Genomic DNA, 17006 nt, shown 5'->3' on the forward strand with positions numbered 1-17006 from the left:
GAATTGAATTAGTTGCCAGATGTACTAATTGCCCGCGGCCAACAAGATGGCCGGCAATACGGCCGCCGTCATGAAGCATGTCGGCGGTCGTTTTCATTTTTTCAACCTACTTCATCATTTCATCATCTCGTTCTGTTGCTACGGTATTCCGTGTTGCAGTCTTGCATCTCTGCACCGTGTGGATGTAGTTCTCCACAAAAAAAGTTTTCAGCGCATAAATTAGGTCTTTCCTAAACAAATGAGAATTGTTATCATTATCGTTAATGTTAATACTGAAACCGAATGTAATTGGCTTTGCGGCAAGGTAGAGCCGCAAGGCTGCAGTTGCTCGCCGTAGCTATTTCGGCCTAGTGACGAAAAGCCGAAACCCAGAACATGACTCGACTCTTCAACGAAAAATTCGGCACGTTTGCACTGATCACGGCCTCTCATCTGGCTGCGCTGTGGATGCTGGTGGCCGGCCTGAACAAGCCCGCATTGACTCCGCCTGCTCCTTTGCCCACGGTGATGGTCGAGATGCTGCCCGCAGTGCAGCCCGTCCAGCAGGAGATTCCCAAGCCGAAGCCGCCGGAACCGAAGCCGGAGCCCAAGCCCAGGGAAACCCCCAAGCCGCAGCCGAAAAAGGAAACGCCGCGTACCACCACCAGCGAGAAGGCGCTGACCGCGCCTAAGGAAGAAACCCCGCCGGCCCAGCCGACCGCGTCGGCTCCGCCCGAAACCAGCGCGCCGCCGTCACCGCCCGCGCCGCCGGCGCCCCCGGCACCGCCTCCAGTCACGCCGCCGCGCTTCAATGCGGCCTACCTGAACAATCCTGCGCCGGTCTATCCGCCCATCCTGAGGCGCGCCGGCGAGGAGAGCAAGGTCGTGCTTCGCGTTCTGGTCACCGTGGAAGGCACCGCCGGCGAAGTGCAGGTATTGCGTCCCGGCAGCTCGGTGCTGTTCGACGAAGCCGCCCTGGCGGCCGTGCGCAAATGGCGTTTTGTTCCCGCCAAGCGCGGCGATACGCCGGTTGCCGAGTGGGTGCAGGTCCCCATCGATTTCAAACTGAATTAACGAACCCAACCATTTTTCGAAAGCGTGTCATGAACAACCCATACGGTATCGCCAATCTGTGGCAGCAAGGAGATTCGGTCACCCATGCTGTCGCCATCATCCTGCTCATCATGTCCATCCTGTCGTGGTACGTCATGGCCATCAAGGCATGGAGCCTGATCCGCCTGCGCCGCCAGGCCGCCGTGGCCAGCGAGCATTTCTGGCACAGCAAAAGCCTGGAAGAGGGCATGAATCTGCTGGCGCCGGACCGCGACCACAATCCCTTCCGCGCGCTCGCCGAAGACGGCGCCAACGCGGCTATGCATCATGCGATGAGCAAGGAAGACCTGCACGGCGCGCTCAACATCAGCGAATGGGTCACCAGCTGCCTTCGCCGCTCGATCGAAAACATCACCGGCCGTCTGCAGAGCGGCCTGCAGATACTCGCATCGGTGGGCAGCACCGCGCCCTTCGTCGGCCTGTTCGGCACGGTGTGGGGCATCTACCATGCGCTGGTGGGCATCGGCGTTTCCGGCCAGGCGAGCATCGACAAGGTTGCCGGCCCGGTGGGCGAGGCGCTGATCATGACCGCGTTCGGCCTGGTCGTCGCGATTCCCGCCGTCCTCGGCTACAACGCGCTCACCCGCAGCAACAAGGCCATCCTCGCGCAGCTGTCCAACTTCGCGCATGACCTGCATGCTTATCTCATCACAGGCGGCCGCGTCGGTCAGAGCCAGAACGTCGTCAATCTGCGTGCCAAGGGAGAGTAATCATGAGTTTCGGGTCTTCCGACAAGGATGATGACGTCATGTCGGAAATCAACATGACGCCCCTGGTGGACGTCATGTTGGTTCTGCTCATCATTTTCATCATTACCGTCCCGGTCATCAACCATGCGGTCAAGCTCGACCTTCCGCGTGCCGCCAGCCAGCCCAACGATGTGAAGCCGGCGCATATCGATGTCGTCATCGATGCCAACGGCGTCATCAGCTGGAACGGCAAGGCGGTGGACGAGCAGGCGCTGAAGGGCAATATCGAAATCGCTGCCGCGCAGACGCCGCAGCCCGAGCTGCACCTGCGCGCCGACCGCAAGACGCCCTACGAGAATGTCGCGCAGCTCATGGCGGCCGCGCAGAGCGGCGGGCTCAACAAGATCGGCTTCGTGACCGAGCCGAATGCTTCCCGCTGAAGACTTCCTCTTCAGACAGTACGGACAATCAGCAGATTTCAGACAAGGATTCGATATGAAACTCATGGCCAAGACACGCATCGCCGCAGCCGTTCTCGCGCTGGCGGGCGCCGCCGCCGCGAATGCGCAGGACAATGTGCTCAACCTGTATTCGGCCCGTCATTACCAGACTGACGAGCAGCTCTACGCCGGCTTCACCCAGCAGACCGGCATCAAGATCAACCGCATCGAGGCGGATGACACCGCGCTGCTGGAGCGCCTCAGGAACGAAGGCAAGAATAGCCCGGCCGACGTGATTCTTCTGGTCGATGCGGCCCGCCTGTGGCGCGCCCAGGCCGAGGGCATGTTCCAGCCGATCCAGTCCAAGGTGCTGGAATCGCGCATTCCCGCCAACCTGCGCGCCGGCGGCGAAGACGGCAAGGGCGGAGAATGGTTCGGCTTCTCCACGCGTGCCCGCATCATCGTGTACAACAAGGTCAGGGTGAAGCCGCAGGACGTGTCCACTTACGAGTCGCTGGCCGATCCGGTCAACAAGGGCAAGGTCTGCACCCGTTCCGGCTCGCATCCCTACATGCTCTCGATGATCGGCTCCATGATCGAGCGCAACGGCGAACAGGCGACCGAGAAATGGGCGCAGGGCATGGTGGCCAACTTCGCGCGCCAGCCGATGGGCGGCGATACCGACCAGATCAAGGGCGTTGCGTCCGGCGAGTGCGGCGTGGCTCTGGCCAATTCTTATTACTACGCCCGCATGCTGCGTTCACCGAAAGCAGATGACCGCGAAGCGATCAACAAGGTCGGCTTCATCTGGCCGAATCAGCAGACATCCGGCACTCACATGAACGTTGCCGGCGGCGGCGTGGCGAAGAATGCGCCGCATCGCGACGCTGCGGTCAAGTTCCTTGAATACCTCGCCAGCGACGAAGCACAGGAATATTTCGCCAACGGCAATAACGAATGGCCGGCTGTCGCAACCGCGGTGTCGAAGAATCCTTCGCTGCAGTCCATGGGCAAGTTCAAGTCCGAGAACGTGTCGATCGGCGCCATCGGAAAGAACCAGATTCCCGCACAGAAGATTCTCGATCGCGTCGGATACAAATAATCGAAACCGCTCATTGCGGCCAACAACAACCCATTTTTTTGCATGTACTTCAAAGCCAGCGATTCTCAGCGTAGATAGCCAGCCGAAAGAAAAACCAACTATCTACAGGGACCATAATGAAACATAAGCTCGTGAAGCGTCCGATTCCGGAGGCACTTCATTTCGCAAACGCTGGCTTCGAAGCCGATGCAGCAACAACGGCAGTCTCGGCACGCCGCCAGGCGATGCTGCCGCTGGGTGCGCTGATGCTGGCCGCATCGGTGTCCGCCTGGGCGCAAACCTCGACATCTTCCGACCAGGTGATGCCGACCGTGGAGGTAAAGGGACAGAAGGAAACCGAGAGCAAGGAATCGGTGCGCACCACGACCACCAGCATCGGCAAGGGACAGCAGGACATCCGCGATATTCCCCAGTCGATCACGGTGATGACCGAGAAACTGATGGATGACGCCAAGCTGTCGACGCTGCGCGAGGCACTGCACTACACCGCAGGCATCACTTTTGCAGCAACCGAAAACGGCACTGACCAGGATATCCGCCTGCGCGGCTTTCCGGTGGCGACCACCGGCGACCTGCTGATCGACGGCATGCGCGATCCGTCGCAGTATGACCGCGATACCTTCAACTATGACCGCGTCGAAGTGATGCGCGGTTCGGCCTCGATGCTGTTCGGCCGCGGTTCCACCGGCGGCGTGATCAACCAGGTGACGAAGAAGCCGTTCCTCGCCGATCAGCATGAAGTCACGACATCGATCGGCAACGAGGGATACAAGCGCCTCACCGGCGATTTCAACTTCAAGACCGGCGACGACGCCGCGTTCCGCCTGAACGTGATGCGTACCAAGGCGGACAACAAGGGCGCCGAAATCGACAAGTACGGCATCGCGCCGACATTCGGCTGGGGCATCGGCACGCGTGACGAATTCAACGTCGGCCTGTTCCATCTCGACAGCGACAATATTCCCCAAGCAGGCATCCGCTACCTCAACGGCAACGTGCCGGACATCGAGGCAGGCAACTTCTACGGCACCAACAGCGATTACATCCGCGGCAAGGCCACTTACGGCACGCTGGGCCACATCCATCGCTTCGACGACGGCGCGGAACTGCGCAGCCAGCTCAGGGTGGGTAAATTCGACCGTTCACAGTGGGGTACGACTGCTGGCTTCGCAACGGGCACGACAGCGGCCAATCTCAATCCTGCGACGGTGCTGAATCGTGTCGGCCTCGCCCCGCGCATGGATGAGTACAAAGGCACCTACTTCCAGAGCGATTACAACAACAAGTTCAACTGGTTCGGTCTCGAGCACAAGATCATTGCCGGCATCGATGCCTCTTCAGAAGAAGCCGATCGCTTCGGCGCGGCAGGCGTGCCCGGTACCAACTTTGCTAAGGGCTCGACCACGGTAGGCAATCCGAACAATGGCGCTACGCTGGCCGTGTCTCCGACCTATCGTCCGACAAGCGACTATTCGGCAAAATCCTTTGGTGCCTATATCCAGGATCTGGTGCAGGTTGCCCCGGCATGGAAGCTGCTCGGCGGCGTGCGTTTCGACAAGTTCGAAGGCGACTTCGCTCAGCTGACCTATTCCCCGGCCGGCGTGGCAACGCGCACGACCACCAGCCTTTCCGATTCTCCGTTCAGCTACCGTGCCGGCGTGCTCTACCAGCCGACACCGGCATCCTCGTTCCATCTGTCGTACGGCACTTCGTTCAACACGTCGGCAGATACCTACCAGTACGTGACGCCGCTGAATGCGAACACGCCGCCGGAGAAGAGCCGCAATATCGAACTCGGCGCCAAGCTCGACTGGCTCGAAGGCAAGCTCTCCACGCGTGCAGCGATCTTCCGCACCGAGAAGTACAACGAACGCACGACTGATTCCGATTTTGCGGGCACTGCCTATCTGCTGTCCGGACGCCGTCATTCGCAAGGCGTCGAGTTCGACGTCGTCGGCCGTCTGACGCCGAAGTGGGAAATCTATCTGTCGTACTCGTTCATCCCGACCGCGAAAATCGACCAGGCAGGCAGCACCCAGCAGGCCGTCGTCGGTTCACGCGTCGGCCTGACGCCAAAGCATACCGGCGCAGCGTGGTTGAGCTATCAGGCAACGCCGCAACTGCGCCTTGCCGGCGGTGTGCACGGTGCGTCCGAAAACCGTCCGCTGCAGGGCACGAACGGCGCGGCATCAACCACAGCGCGCGCTTCCGGCTACGTCGTCGGCGACCTGATGGCCGAGTACGTATTCAACGAAACCTGGTCGGCGCAGTTCAACGTGAACAACGTCACCAACAAGACCTTCGGCGATCAGCTGTATCCGGGCTTCGTAATCAGCGGCCCGGCGCGCAGCGCACTGCTGACGGTCACCGCACGCTTCTAAGAAGACATCATGCTGCTTCATCTCCAAAAGGTGCTGTCGAAGGATGAAGTCCGCCGGGCGAGGGAAGTCCTCGCCCGGGCGACTTGGGATGATGGCCGCCGGACTTCCGGGCAGCAGGCTGCGCAGGTCAAGAACAACCTGCAGCTGCCCGAGTCCGGCGAAGACAGCCAAGCCTTGCAGGAGCTCGTTCTGTACGGCCTGAAGCGGCATGAAACCTTCTTTTCCGCGGCATTGCCGAAGCACATTTCGCCGCCGCTGTTCAACTGCTACGGCGGTGAAGCCAATACCTATGGCAATCACGTGGATAGCGCGGTGCGCTATCTGCGCAACGGCGGGCGCGTCCGCACGGACGTGTCCTGCACCTTGTTCCTGAGCGAGCCGGATGAATATGACGGCGGCGACCTGGTGATCGAAGACACCTATGGCGGACGCCGGGTCAAGCTGCCGGCCGGCGATCTCGTGCTTTATCCGAGCACGACGGTGCATCGCGTCGAGCCGGTCACGCGCGGCCAGCGTTTCGCCAGCTTTCTCTGGATTGAAAGCATGGTGCGAAGCGTCGAGCAGCGGGCCTTGCTGTTCGATATGGATACCCACCTGATCCGCCTGCGCGGTGCGTTGGGAGACCAAGATCCGTCGGTGGTCGGCCTGACCAGCAACTATCACAATCTTATTCGCATGTGGGCGGACACGTGAGCGGAGTTCCCTCCGTTGAACCGCTTCCGCAGGGCGTCGTCACGCTGGCCGATCATGAGCAGCACGCGGTGAAGCGGCTCGATGCCAATGCGCTGGCTTATTTCGCCGGCGGCGCCGCCGATGAACTGACGCTGCGCTCCAATCGTGCCGCCTGGGACGCCATTCAGCTGTCGCCCCGGGTGCTGCGCAACCTGGTCGGCGGCCATACGCGCACGACCTTGTTCGGTTTCACGCTTGCCCATCCGATCCTGCTGGCGCCAGTGGCGTTCCAGCGCATGGCGCATCGCGACGGTGAAATGGCGACCGCCTATGCAGCCGGCATGCAAGGTGCGGGGCTGGTGCTGAGTTCGCAGTCCAGCGTGCTGCTCGAGCATGTGGCGCAGGCTGTATTGCCTGAACGGCAGCGCGGGCCTTTGTGGTTTCAACTTTATTTCCAGCATGACCGTGGCTTCACCGAGCAGCTTGTGCGCCGCGCCGAGAGCGCCGGTTATGAGGCGCTGGTGGTGACGATCGATGCGCCCAGCAGCGGCGTGCGGGACCGGGAGCGGCGTGCCGGCTTCAAGCTGCCCCCTGGCATTTCAGCCGTCAATCTCGCCGGCCTGCCGCCTCCCAAGCCGGTGATGCTGGACGAACATCAGAGCCGCATGTTCGATGCGCTCATGACGGTGGCGCCGACCTGGAAGGACATCGAATGGCTGCGCAGCCTCACGCGCCTGCCTATCGTCCTGAAAGGCATCATGCATCCGGGAGATGCACAGCTGGCGGCGCAGCACGGGGCCGATGGCATCATCGTCTCCAACCACGGCGGCCGCACGCTCGATACCCTGCCGGCGACAGCGGCCGTGCTGCCCAGGATACGTGTTGCGATGGGGCCGGAATTCCCGATACTGGTCGATGGCGGGATACGGCGCGGCACCGATGTCTTCAAGGCGATTGCGCTGGGCGCCGATGCGGTGCTGATCGGGCGGCCCTATGTATTCGGCCTGGCCAATGCAGGCGCCATGGGCGTGTCGCATGTGCTGCGCCTGCTTCGCGATGAACTTGAAATCGCGATGGCCCTGTGCGGCTGCGCCACGCTGGCCGACATCAATGCGGATGCCTTGTTCAGCTAGCTTTCAGGGCACTACTTGCTGGTAAAAACGCCCGCTGAGGGTTGTGTGCTTGTGGCGTGCGGCAGATCGGCTTCACGCAAAATCTCTGCTGTGGAAGTGCAGCCGCCCGAGCAGGCCGGACATGTCCACCAGACGGCTCGCGACCAGGTGATGCACATTGCTCTCGCATTGCCACACTCCATAAACGCCAAGCAGCTGTGAGCCTAGCAACTCCTTGCGGTAGCGCTCGATCAGGGCAGGCCATACGATCACATTGACCAGGCCGGTCTCGTCTTCAATGGTGACGAACATGGTGCCGTTGGCCGTCTGCGGGCGCTGGCGGACGGTGACGATGCCGCATGCGCGCGCCAGCTGGCGATCGGCAAAGGTGTGCAGCGTCTCCGCAGGCAGGAAGCGCTTTGCCGTCAGCGAGGCGCGCAGAAGCGCCAGGGGATGCCTGCCGAGCGTCAGGCCGGTGGAGTGGTAGTCCGCCACGATGTCTTCTCCTTCGGTTTGCGCGGCAAGCCGCACCGGTTCTTCTTCGATGCCTGCTTGCCTGAGTAGTCCCTTGTCCGGCTCGAAGGCCACGGCATGCCACAGCGCCTGGCGCCGGTGTCCCGCGAGGGCTTCGAGCGCATTGGCGTTGGCGAGCATTTCCAGGTCGTGCCGGGTCAGCTGCGCACGCAGGGCCAGGTCGGCAAGGTCAGGGAAAGGCTTGACCGCGCGTGCCAGCTCAATTCGCCACGCCGCCTCGCAGGACAGGCCGCGCACCATGTTGAAGCCCAGGCGCACTGCGGGCTGGTCCTGTTCTGCCGTCTGGACCTCGCCGGATTCCTGCATGGCGTCGGGCAGCTGCATCGCCGGCTCGCCTTCGGCCCATTCCAGTTTGGCATCCCAGTCGCTGTAGCGGATGTCGACCGGACGTACCGTCACCTTGTGGCGGCGTGCATCCTGGACGAGCTGCGAAGGCGAATAGAAGCCCATCGGCTGGCTGTTCAGCAGCGCCGCCAGAAAGGCGGCCGGTTCATGGCATTTGATCCAGGAGCTTGCATAGGCCAGCAAGGCAAAACTGGCCGCATGGCTTTCCGGGAATCCGTATTCGGCAAAGCCGTGAATCTGCCGCACGATGGCACTGATGAATTCCTCTTCATAGCCGTTTTTCCTCATGCCGGTAACCAGCTTTTCCTCGAATTTGCCGATCTCGCCCTTGCGCCGCCAGGCTGCCATCGCGCGCCGCAGCTGGTCGGCTTCGTCCGCAGAAAAATCCGCCGCAAGCATCGCGATCTGCATCACCTGTTCCTGGAAAATCGCCACGCCCAATGTGCGCGACAGGGCATGCCTGATTTTTTCACTGGGATAGGTGACCGGCTCCAGGCCTTGGCGGCGCCGCAGATAGGGATGCACCATGCCGCCCTGGATCGGTCCCGGCCGCACGATCGCCACCTGGATCACCAGGTCGTAAAACTTCCGGGGACGCAGGCGCGGCAGCATGGTCATCTGGGCCCGGCTTTCGATCTGGAATACGCCGATGGTGTCGGCCTTGGAGATCATGGCGTAGGTGGCCGGATCCTCGCGCGGAATGTCTTGCAGGTTGAAGGGGGCGCCGCGCAGGTCGGTGATGAAGTCGAGCGCGCGGCGGATCATGCTGAGCATGCCCAGTGCCAGGATGTCGACCTTGAGCAGGCCGAGGGCATCGATATCGTCCTTGTCCCATTGCACCACGCTGCGGTTCTTCATCGCAGCGTTTTCTATCGGCACCAGGCGGGAGAGCTTGCCGCGAGAGATGATGAATCCGCCCGGATGCTGAGACAGGTGGCGAGGGAAGCGCATCAGCTTTTCGGCGATATCGGCCCATTGTTCGGCCAGCGGCGAATCCTTGTCCATCCCGCATTCGGCGAAGCGTTCGGCCAAGTCACCCTTCCCGTCCCACCAGCGGTGCGATTTCGCGACCTGGTCGACGATGCCCGCATCGACGCCGAGCGCCTTTCCCACATCGCGCAGCACGCTGCGCGGCTTGTAGCTGATGACCACCGCAGTCAGCGCCGCGCGGAGCCGTCCATACTTGTTGTAGATGTACTGGATGACTTCCTCCCTGCGCTGGTGTTCGAAATCGACATCGATGTCGGGCGGCTCGTTGCGTTCCCTCGAGATGAAGCGCTCGAACAGCAGCGTGCTGCGCGAAGGATCGACCTCGGTGATTCCCAGGCAATAGCAGACCACCGAATTGGCGGCCGAGCCGCGGCCCTGGCAGAGAATGCCGATGCTGCGCGCAAAGCGCACGATGTCGTACACGGTCAGGAAGTAGGGCTCGTAACGCTTTTCCTCGATGAGAGCAAGTTCATGTTCCAGCTGCTGCTGCACTGCCGGCGGCACGCCCCCGGGAAAGCGCTCCACGGCGCCGACATAGGCTTCGTGCCGCAGGTAGGCGGCAGGCGTGTACCCCTTGGGCACCAGTTCATCGGGATATTCGTAACGCAGCTCATCGAGTGAAAATTTGCACTGCCTGGCGATGTTCAGCGTTTCAGCCAGAGCGGCGGACGGATAAATATTGGCCAGCCGCAGGCGCGAACGCAAATGCTGTTCGGCATTGGGTGCGAGATCGTAACCGCATGCCGCAATCGGCTTGCCCAGCCGGGTCGCGGTCAGCGTGTCCTGCAGCGGCTTGCGCGAACGCACATGCATGCAGACATCTCCGGTTGCCGTCACTGGCACACCATGCTTGGCTGCCGCTTGGGTGACGACGCTGCGATGGCGGTCATCTCCGGCATGGTGCAGGAGAGTGAGCGCAATCCATGCGCGCGACGGAAACACACTCGCCATCCATCGCACCTGCTTGCCCAGTTCATCGGCGGCGATGCCATGCAGGGGCAGCAGAATGGCGAGACAGCCGGGCATGCCGCGCAGATGGGCGTAGTCATGCTCCGGCGCAGCGAAGTCGTCGGGCGTGACGTGATAGCCTCCTTTTTGCGCGCGGGTACGCGCCAGCGTGATCAATTCCGACAGGTTGCCGTAGCCTTCTCTGTCGGCGGCCAGCAGGATCAGGGCAAATGCCGGTGTGCTGTCGGCATGTACCAGTCGGAAAAGACTGCCGATGATGAAAGGCAGGCCGCACTGTTTGGCCATGCCGTGCGCCCGCACGACGCCCGCCAGCGAGCACTCATCGGTCAATGCCAGCGCGGCATAACCAAGCTGAGAGGCGCGCAGCACGAGTTCCTCGGGATGCGAGGCGCCATGCAGGAAGGTGAAATTGGACAGGCAATGCAGTTCGGCATACGCAGGAAGAAGGGAAGACGGGCTGGAGGGGGCAAGTGGCCGATCGGTGCTCACGCTGGCTTCGGTAAATACTGTATAAAAATACAGTATAAATCGGCAAGCTGTTTTTTTGTCAATGCAATTGCGACACTTTTGCCAAATACCAACGAATGTTGCCGCCAGGCTTCATTCTTGAAATCTGTCTGCTTATTTGCTGGCTTCCAGGCCTTCTTGCATGATCAGCCGAACAAGCCCTGTAGGAACCAGCAAACTTCCACGCCATGCCGCTCGCGGTATATCCAGTAGAACTTCGAGTTCTCGGCTTGCGCGACGAAGTAATCGCGCATGATCAGCCTGCCGTCCCACCAGCCGCATTCGATGCGCTCAGGTCCTTTCACCGTACGCAGCGTGGAGCCGTAGAAAGGGCGTTCATCACGCACGATCAGTTCGATCGGCTGCCTGAGCAGCCAGAACGGCCTTTCCGCGTAACCGGCTTGCTGAACCTGGGCATGTTTCGCGGTACTGTCCGGTGCCCATGCATTCGAGATTTCCGGGCGATGATCGGCCTGCGGCGCAGGCGCCAGTACGCCATGGTCGCCCAGCCTGGCCTTGAGAAGTTCCAGCAGGCGGTGAAAGTCGACCGGCGTGCCTCCGGGTTCGGGGAAGAGCGATTCGGTAGGCGGCAGCATCGCGGAGAACTGCACTGCTTCCAGCCGCAATCCGATCACCGGCGCGACGAGTTCGATACGCGCCAGTCTTTCCTTGAGCAGGCGTGTCAGGTGCTCCTCCTGCCACGCCGGATCGGCCAGCGCGATTTCCAGCGGCGTCGGCGCAATCGCGCTGCGGCCGCGTTCATGCTCAAGCAGCAGAAGAAAGCGTGACACCGCGAGCTGCCGCGCGACCAGCCAGCCGGTCATTTGCAGCAGCAGGCGTCGCGCGGCGAACAGGGCGGATTCGGCATGCTCGATGCGGTCGGGCAGTTCCAGGCGGGCTGCAAAGTGCTGCGGCGGCTGTATCCAGTCATGCAGTTCGGCGGCTTGCCCGTAGGCGCGATCGAGCGCATCCAGCACGTTCTGGCCGCATCGGCGCAGCAGGCCGGAGCGCGGCAGCCTGCGCAGGTCCGCCAGCCTTTTGCAGCCGATGCCTTCCAGCCATTGCAGGTAAGGCTGCACTTGCGGCAGCAGCGTGCAAGGCAGGGCATCGAGAAGGCGCATCATGCTGTTCATGCGTACCGTGCGGCGCCGGGCCGGCCTGCGGCCCGAGCGGGCAACCGCAAGCAGCCATGCACCCTGAGCTGTCGGCGCCATGCTCACCTGCGGCGTGAAGCCAAGTGTATCGACGCTGCGGCGCACCAGCCGGACCAGCGCCAGGCGGCCGCCGAATGCACGCAAACTGGCGGTGACGTCGAGCAGCAGGCTGCCGTGTTCGGCAAAGGCCACTTCCGGGGTGTACTGCAGCAGGGCGAGGGCGATGCTGTCGAGCGCTTCCCGCTCTTTGGCCTGGTCGCGCTCATGCAGTGCCGCATCGGGGCAGATCATCTGCACGCCGGCGCGGCGCATGCCGATGCGCACGCCGGCATGCGCCGCCTGCGGGCTCATCGCCGTCACATGTTCACGGTCGAGGATCACGTGCCTGCCTGGGCCGCTCCAGCATGGCCGCAGGCTTTCTAGAGGGAGCAGTGGCAAGTGCACGCCGATCCAGGATCGCATCGCTTTTCCTGCCGCGCTTCAATTGACGGAATGATCCTGAGCTTCGGCCACCATCACCTCGCGTAGAGGGGCGGCTGCAGGAGCTTGCGATATGAATTGCGCTGCCTGGTGACGGGAAGAGGTCTCTGCCTCCTGCGAAGACTGAAAGGGAAAAGGCGCTGCGGGCATGTCGTCCATGCGCAGATGAAGCGGATCGTCGCGGCGCGGACCGCGGCGCTTGATGATCTGGATCTGCAGGCCATCGGCCGCAGGGCGCAGAGCCAGCCGCAGCGGAGCCGGGGAAGCGTCCCGCATGCAGGACAGCGGACGCATCAGCCAGAACAGCGTGTCGCTTCCCTGTGCCGCAAGATGGAGGCGCCGCAGCGATTCGGTGCGCAGATGCGATTGCCAGAAGACCAGGGCGCCGCAGCTGCCGTTGTTGAGAATCTGTTCCGCGCTCCACAGCGCATCCGCGCTGCGCGATGCTTGAATCCAGAGCAGGCTGCCGATCGGCAGGCCCCAGTTTGCCCATGCCGAAATCTGGGGCAGGTGAGGCGGCTGCACCAGAGCGACGGGACGCTTATCGGCAATGGCCTTGAAGGCGGGGCGCAGCAGCCTCATCTCGCCGATGCCCGGCTGCTCCATCAGCAGTTCGATCAGGCTTGCCTTTGGCCAGCCGCCGTTCGGCAATTCCTGGTCCAGTGCCGGATGTCCGGTGGCAGCGACCGCATGATGGCCGGATGCCATCTGGTCGGCGCGCCACACCGCATGGGGCAGAGAGGATAAACCTCCATTGGAAAGCCTTGCAGCGGAAACTAATGTGGACATGCGGACCTCCTAATCTTTTCACGGCGATGCCGGGCATCAATTTATACTGTATAAATATACAGTAAAACCTGGAGATAGCTTAGTCAAATTTGCATGTGATTGATCTGTCTTGATTTTCTCTTAAAGATTTTTGTGGCTTATGCAACCCCGTGTCACCTCCCTCGGCCTGATGATCAAGCCGAATCCCGCCGATATCTTTGAATATCCGCATCACATCGATCGCGCCAGCCTGGATGTGCTGCCGTCGAAACCGGGCATCTACATTTTCCGCGACGAGAACGACCGCCCGCTCTACATCGGCAAAAGCATCAATATCCGCACCCGCGTGCTGTCCCATATGCGCACGCCGGAGGAAGCGCGGATGCTGCAGCAAAGCCGCTATGTCGAGTTCCAGCGTACCGCGGGCGATATCGGCGCCTTGCTGCTGGAATCGCGCCTGATCAAGGAAATGCAGCCGCTGCACAACAAGAAGCTGCGGCGCACGCGCGAGATGTGTTCATTGCGTCTCGGTGCGCATATACAGTCGGCGCCCGAAGTGGTCTATGCGCGCGATCTGGACTTCGCCCGTACCACCGATCTCTACGGCCTGTTCGCCACGCGCAGGGCCGCGCAGGAAAAGCTGCGTGAAATCGTCGAGATGCAGATGCTGTGTCCCGCATTGACGGGGCTGGAAACTGCCGTGCGCGGCAGGGCCTGTTTCGCGCACCAGATATCGCGTTGCCTGGGTGCCTGTGTCGGAGTTGAAACGGCACAGGAGCATTACCGGCGTCTAAAGACTGCGTTGAATGAAATGCGCGTGATGATCTGGCCGTACGAAGGCGCCATGGGCATCGTCGAGGAGTGCGACGGCTGGAAGCAGACCCATGTCGTGGACCACTGGGCTTATCTCGGTTCGATCGATCATGCCAAGGGAGCAAAGCCCGTCAAGCGCCCGTTCAGGCGTGCATTCGATGTCGATACTTACAAGATACTGGTCAAGCCAATGCTGCGCGGTGAATTGTTCATACAGCCGGTTCGACTGTAGCTTGCTTGGATGCAGGGGTTGGTGCTTGCTGGATGGCCGGTGCGGATCGACCGGGAGCAAACGGACATGAAAAAGCCGTGCCCGGCAATTGGCCGGACACGGTGATGGAGCGGGAAGCTGCGTTTATTTCGATCCGCCGGCGCCGCCGCTGGTGCTGCTCGAAGGAGAAGTGGTACTGCTTGTCGAGCCGGCAGTACCGCCCGCGCTGCCTGCTGTGCTGCCGGTGCTGCCTGCGCTGGAGCTGGTATCGCTGCCGGTGCTGCCTGCGCTGCCGGTCGAGCCGGTAGTGCCGCCGCTGCTGCCGGGCGTGCTCGATGATGATCCGCCTGCGGTGCCGCTGCTGCCTGCTGCGCCCGGAGTCGAGCCTGCGCTCGAAGCATCGCTGCTCGAGCCGCTTGGCGTTGCGCCGGTCGTACCGCCTGCGGTGCTGCCGGTGCTGCCTGCTGCGCCAGGTGTTGTGGCGCCCGCGCTGCTGTCGGTGCTGCCAGTGCTGCCCGCTGCACCGGTGCTGCCTGTCGTTCCGCCGGTAGCGCCGCCCGTGGTGCCGGTTGCTCCTGTGCTGCTGCTGGTGCTGCCAGCGCCTGCTCCAGCGGTGCCGCCGTCTTTCTTGTCGCAAGCACCCAAGGTCAGCGTCGCGAGGAGCGCCGCGAGCAATACTGAATATTTCATGTTGGTTCCTCTCGAGAAAATATAGTTGTAAAGCAGTTCACGGCCATTGGAGAAACTTGGGGGGCTTAAGTGCCTGCACAAGCTTTGATAAATCTCAATGCGAATATGCTTTTTTCAACAGATGAATAAGATTTCGGCTTGTGCATCGGAACCGGGGCAGCCGTATCAAAAGACAAGGCGAACAAGGCTTTTCCGGCTTTCCCGGTCTGCTTTCGGCTTCAGGCTGCCTTCACGTAATCCCGCAAAAAAGTTTTTGTCTGCCGGTCCGGGAAGATGATGGTCACCTTGTCTCCGGCTGAAGAGACGACGCGGCCTTCCCCATACTTTGGAACGCGCACGGCCGTGCCGACATCGGGCAGCGGGTCCTTGTCTTCGCGCAGTGATGGAGGCGCATGGTCGCGTATGTGTTCCGGGCTCAGTGCCTGCTCGGGCGGCTGCCTGCAATTGTCGCAGCAGCCGCACTGCGACCAGTCCGCCTGTTCGCCGAAATAATCGATCAGCACCTTCCATCGGCAGAAGCCGGTCTGCGCATAGAACACCATGCGCTCAAGCGCTTCATGATCCCGTGCACTCTTGTCGCGATAGGTTTCGACGAGCCTGGCCAGATCCTTGGACTTGGCACGAATGCCGGTGACGCGGTATGCCAGTTCGTCATTCTGTTCCAGCAGTTCGCCATCCCTGAGCAGCTTGAGCGACACCTGCAGACGCGTATCGGACAGCTCTTCCACCTCTTCATGCAAACGCGAGAAGGACACGAAGTCGCCATTGCCGGACAAGGCCTGCAAGGCCGAATAGACCGAACTCAGGTCATCGACGCCGGGATAGCGGCGGGCCAGGAAGAACTGCTGCACCTGCTTGTCCTTCGCATGGTAGAGCAGGATGCAGTCCGCAGGCTCGCCGTCGCGCCCCGCGCGGCCCGATTCCTGATAGTAGGCTTCAAGATTGCCCGGTATCTGGCAGTGAAGCACGAAGCGGATGTCCGCCTTGTCGATGCCCATGCCGAAGGCATTGGTGGCGACCATGATGCGGCACTCGCCGTCCATGAAGCAGTCCTGGTTCTGCGAACGCACCTTGGCAGAAAGCTGGCCGTGATAATAGGTGACGCTTTCGCCGGCTTCCTTGAGCGCTTCATGCACTTCTTCCACGGCCTTCACCGTTGCCGCATAGATGATGCCGGCACCTTTCTCTTCACGAGCCAGGCGGAGAATCTGCCTCATCTTCTCATCATCGTCGGTCACCGCAATGGTGCGATAGTGAAGATTTGACCGGTATATGCCTGTATTTATGACATGCATGTCATCCAGGCCGAGCTGCTTGCCGATGTCTTCCACCACCTCGTCCGTGGCGGTCGCAGTCAGAGCCAGCACGGTCGGATTGCCCAGCGCCCTGATGGCTGCGCCGAGATTGAGATAGGCGGGGCGGAAGTCGTGGCCCCACTGTGAAATGCAATGCGCTTCGTCGATGACGAACAGGCTGATCTCGTTATGGGCAATGGTTTCGATGAACTCGGGGTCCGACAGCCGCTCGGGCGTAACAAATACGAACTCGTGATCGGCCTGCTTGATGCTTTCGAGAACCGAGGCTTCCTCGCGCGTGGTCAGCGTGCTGTTGACTTCTGCTGCGCCCACGCCCGCGTTCTCGAGCTTGGAGGCCTGGTCTTTCATCAGCGAGATCAAGGGGGACACCACGACGGTCATTCCCGGCATCTTCAGTGCCGGCAATTGATAGCACAGCGACTTGCCCGCGCCGGTAGGCATGATGGCCAGCGTATGGCGGTGATGCAGTACGCTGTCGATGACTTCCTTCTGTCCCGGGCGCAGCTCTTCGATGCCGAAGGTCTCGTTGAGCGTCTCGTGCAGCTCCGCTTTTGATATTTTCGAACGGCGCCGCCGCGCCATGGAGGAAATGGAAGACGATGGCATGGTCCGGCCGCCGCTCCTTGCCGACGGCATAGTGTGGGTAGACATGAATCAGCAACTCCGAGTCAAATGGATGCCTTGCTGGATGCAGCATTCATGCCTGAGGAAGGGAATGCCCGAAAGCATGTTTCCTCTATG

The 17006-nt window shown here is 61.5% G+C and carries 13 protein-coding genes; 9 read left to right on the forward strand and 4 right to left on the reverse strand.

The window, feature by feature from the left end:
• Positions 1 to 375 precede the first annotated feature (375 nt).
• The 7 genes from IGW03_RS38665 (at position 376) to IGW03_RS13635 (ending at position 7509) form a co-directional block, all read left to right on the forward strand.
• Complete coding sequence (locus IGW03_RS38665; RefSeq protein WP_194723105.1) at positions 376 to 1053, forward strand: energy transducer TonB; 678 nt, start codon at positions 376 to 378, stop codon at positions 1051 to 1053.
• A 29-nt stretch (positions 1054 to 1082) separates the two neighbouring features.
• Complete coding sequence (locus IGW03_RS13610) at positions 1083 to 1802, forward strand: MotA/TolQ/ExbB proton channel family protein (protein ID WP_194723106.1); 720 nt, start codon at positions 1083 to 1085, stop codon at positions 1800 to 1802.
• Between the two features lie 2 nt (positions 1803 to 1804).
• Positions 1805 to 2221 carry an ExbD/TolR family protein gene (locus IGW03_RS13615; RefSeq protein ID WP_194723107.1) on the forward strand — a complete coding sequence of 139 codons (417 nt, stop codon included), beginning with the start codon at positions 1805 to 1807 and terminating at the stop codon, positions 2219 to 2221.
• A gap of 64 nt (positions 2222 to 2285) precedes the next feature.
• Complete coding sequence (locus tag IGW03_RS13620) at positions 2286 to 3323, forward strand: Fe(3+) ABC transporter substrate-binding protein (protein WP_194723164.1); 1038 nt, start codon at positions 2286 to 2288, stop codon at positions 3321 to 3323.
• Between the two features lie 116 nt (positions 3324 to 3439).
• Positions 3440 to 5704 carry a TonB-dependent receptor gene (locus IGW03_RS13625; protein WP_228535473.1) on the forward strand — a complete coding sequence of 755 codons (2265 nt, stop codon included), beginning with the start codon at positions 3440 to 3442 and terminating at the stop codon, positions 5702 to 5704.
• 9 nt (positions 5705 to 5713) lie between these two features.
• On the forward strand, positions 5714 to 6397 hold the full coding sequence (locus tag IGW03_RS13630) for a Fe2+-dependent dioxygenase (protein WP_194723108.1): 684 nt from the start codon (positions 5714 to 5716) through the stop codon (positions 6395 to 6397).
• On the forward strand, positions 6394 to 7509 hold the full coding sequence (locus IGW03_RS13635; protein ID WP_194723109.1) for an alpha-hydroxy acid oxidase: 1116 nt from the start codon (positions 6394 to 6396) through the stop codon (positions 7507 to 7509). Before IGW03_RS13630 ends, IGW03_RS13635 begins: the two co-directional genes overlap by 4 nt.
• A gap of 72 nt (positions 7510 to 7581) precedes the next feature.
• Here IGW03_RS13635 and IGW03_RS13640 read toward each other — a convergent pair whose 3' ends face one another.
• The 3 genes from IGW03_RS13640 to imuA form a co-directional block, all read right to left on the reverse strand.
• Positions 7582 to 10815, reverse strand: coding sequence for an error-prone DNA polymerase (locus tag IGW03_RS13640; protein ID WP_194723110.1), 3234 nt, complete (start codon positions 10813 to 10815; stop codon positions 7582 to 7584).
• Between the two features lie 164 nt (positions 10816 to 10979).
• Positions 10980 to 12449, reverse strand: coding sequence for a Y-family DNA polymerase (locus tag IGW03_RS13645; RefSeq protein ID WP_194723111.1), 1470 nt, complete (start codon positions 12447 to 12449; stop codon positions 10980 to 10982).
• A gap of 18 nt (positions 12450 to 12467) precedes the next feature.
• Positions 12468 to 13256, reverse strand: coding sequence for a translesion DNA synthesis-associated protein ImuA (imuA, locus tag IGW03_RS13650; RefSeq protein ID WP_194723112.1), 789 nt, complete (start codon positions 13254 to 13256; stop codon positions 12468 to 12470).
• A 139-nt stretch (positions 13257 to 13395) separates the two neighbouring features.
• On the opposite strand from imuA, the gene IGW03_RS13655 reads away from it, so the two are divergent.
• Both IGW03_RS13655 and IGW03_RS13660 read left to right on the forward strand, forming a co-directional pair.
• Positions 13396 to 14280, forward strand: a complete 885-nt coding sequence (locus tag IGW03_RS13655; RefSeq protein WP_194723113.1) for a GIY-YIG nuclease family protein — start codon at positions 13396 to 13398, stop codon at positions 14278 to 14280.
• Positions 14281 to 14368: 88 nt separating this feature from the next.
• A complete protein-coding gene (locus IGW03_RS13660) occupies positions 14369 to 14974 on the forward strand; it encodes a hypothetical protein (protein WP_194723114.1) in 606 nt (201 codons plus the stop codon).
• 193 nt (positions 14975 to 15167) lie between these two features.
• On the opposite strand, the gene IGW03_RS13665 is transcribed toward IGW03_RS13660, so the two are convergent.
• Positions 15168 to 16916: a RecQ family ATP-dependent DNA helicase gene (locus tag IGW03_RS13665; protein ID WP_228535475.1), complete on the reverse strand. Its 1749-nt coding sequence runs from the start codon at positions 16914 to 16916 to the stop codon at positions 15168 to 15170.
• Positions 16917 to 17006: the final 90 nt, after the last annotated feature.

Origin of the sequence: Noviherbaspirillum malthae (genome assembly GCF_015352985.1) — a bacterium.
Lineage (GTDB): Bacteria > Pseudomonadota > Gammaproteobacteria > Burkholderiales > Burkholderiaceae_D > Noviherbaspirillum > Noviherbaspirillum malthae.

What these genes read in the sequence shown, in the direction of transcription:
- IGW03_RS38665 (WP_194723105.1), top strand. Translation starts at nt 376, where the DNA reads ATGACTCGACTCTTCAACGAAAAATTCGGCACGTTTGCACTGATCACG.
- IGW03_RS13610 (WP_194723106.1), top strand. Translation starts at nt 1,083, where the DNA reads ATGAACAACCCATACGGTATCGCCAATCTGTGGCAGCAAGGAGATTCG.
- IGW03_RS13615 (WP_194723107.1), top strand. Translation starts at nt 1,805, where the DNA reads ATGAGTTTCGGGTCTTCCGACAAGGATGATGACGTCATGTCGGAAATC.
- IGW03_RS13620 (WP_194723164.1), top strand. Translation starts at nt 2,286, where the DNA reads ATGGCCAAGACACGCATCGCCGCAGCCGTTCTCGCGCTGGCGGGCGCC.
- IGW03_RS13625 (WP_228535473.1), top strand. Translation starts at nt 3,440, where the DNA reads ATGAAACATAAGCTCGTGAAGCGTCCGATTCCGGAGGCACTTCATTTC.
- IGW03_RS13630 (WP_194723108.1), top strand. Translation starts at nt 5,714, where the DNA reads ATGCTGCTTCATCTCCAAAAGGTGCTGTCGAAGGATGAAGTCCGCCGG.
- IGW03_RS13645 (WP_194723111.1), bottom strand. Translation starts at nt 12,449, where the DNA reads ATGCGATCCTGGATCGGCGTGCACTTGCCACTGCTCCCTCTAGAAAGC.
- imuA (WP_194723112.1), bottom strand. Translation starts at nt 13,256, where the DNA reads ATGTCCACATTAGTTTCCGCTGCAAGGCTTTCCAATGGAGGTTTATCC.
- IGW03_RS13655 (WP_194723113.1), top strand. Translation starts at nt 13,396, where the DNA reads ATGCAACCCCGTGTCACCTCCCTCGGCCTGATGATCAAGCCGAATCCC.
- IGW03_RS13665 (WP_228535475.1), bottom strand. Translation starts at nt 16,916, where the DNA reads ATGTCTACCCACACTATGCCGTCGGCAAGGAGCGGCGGCCGGACCATG.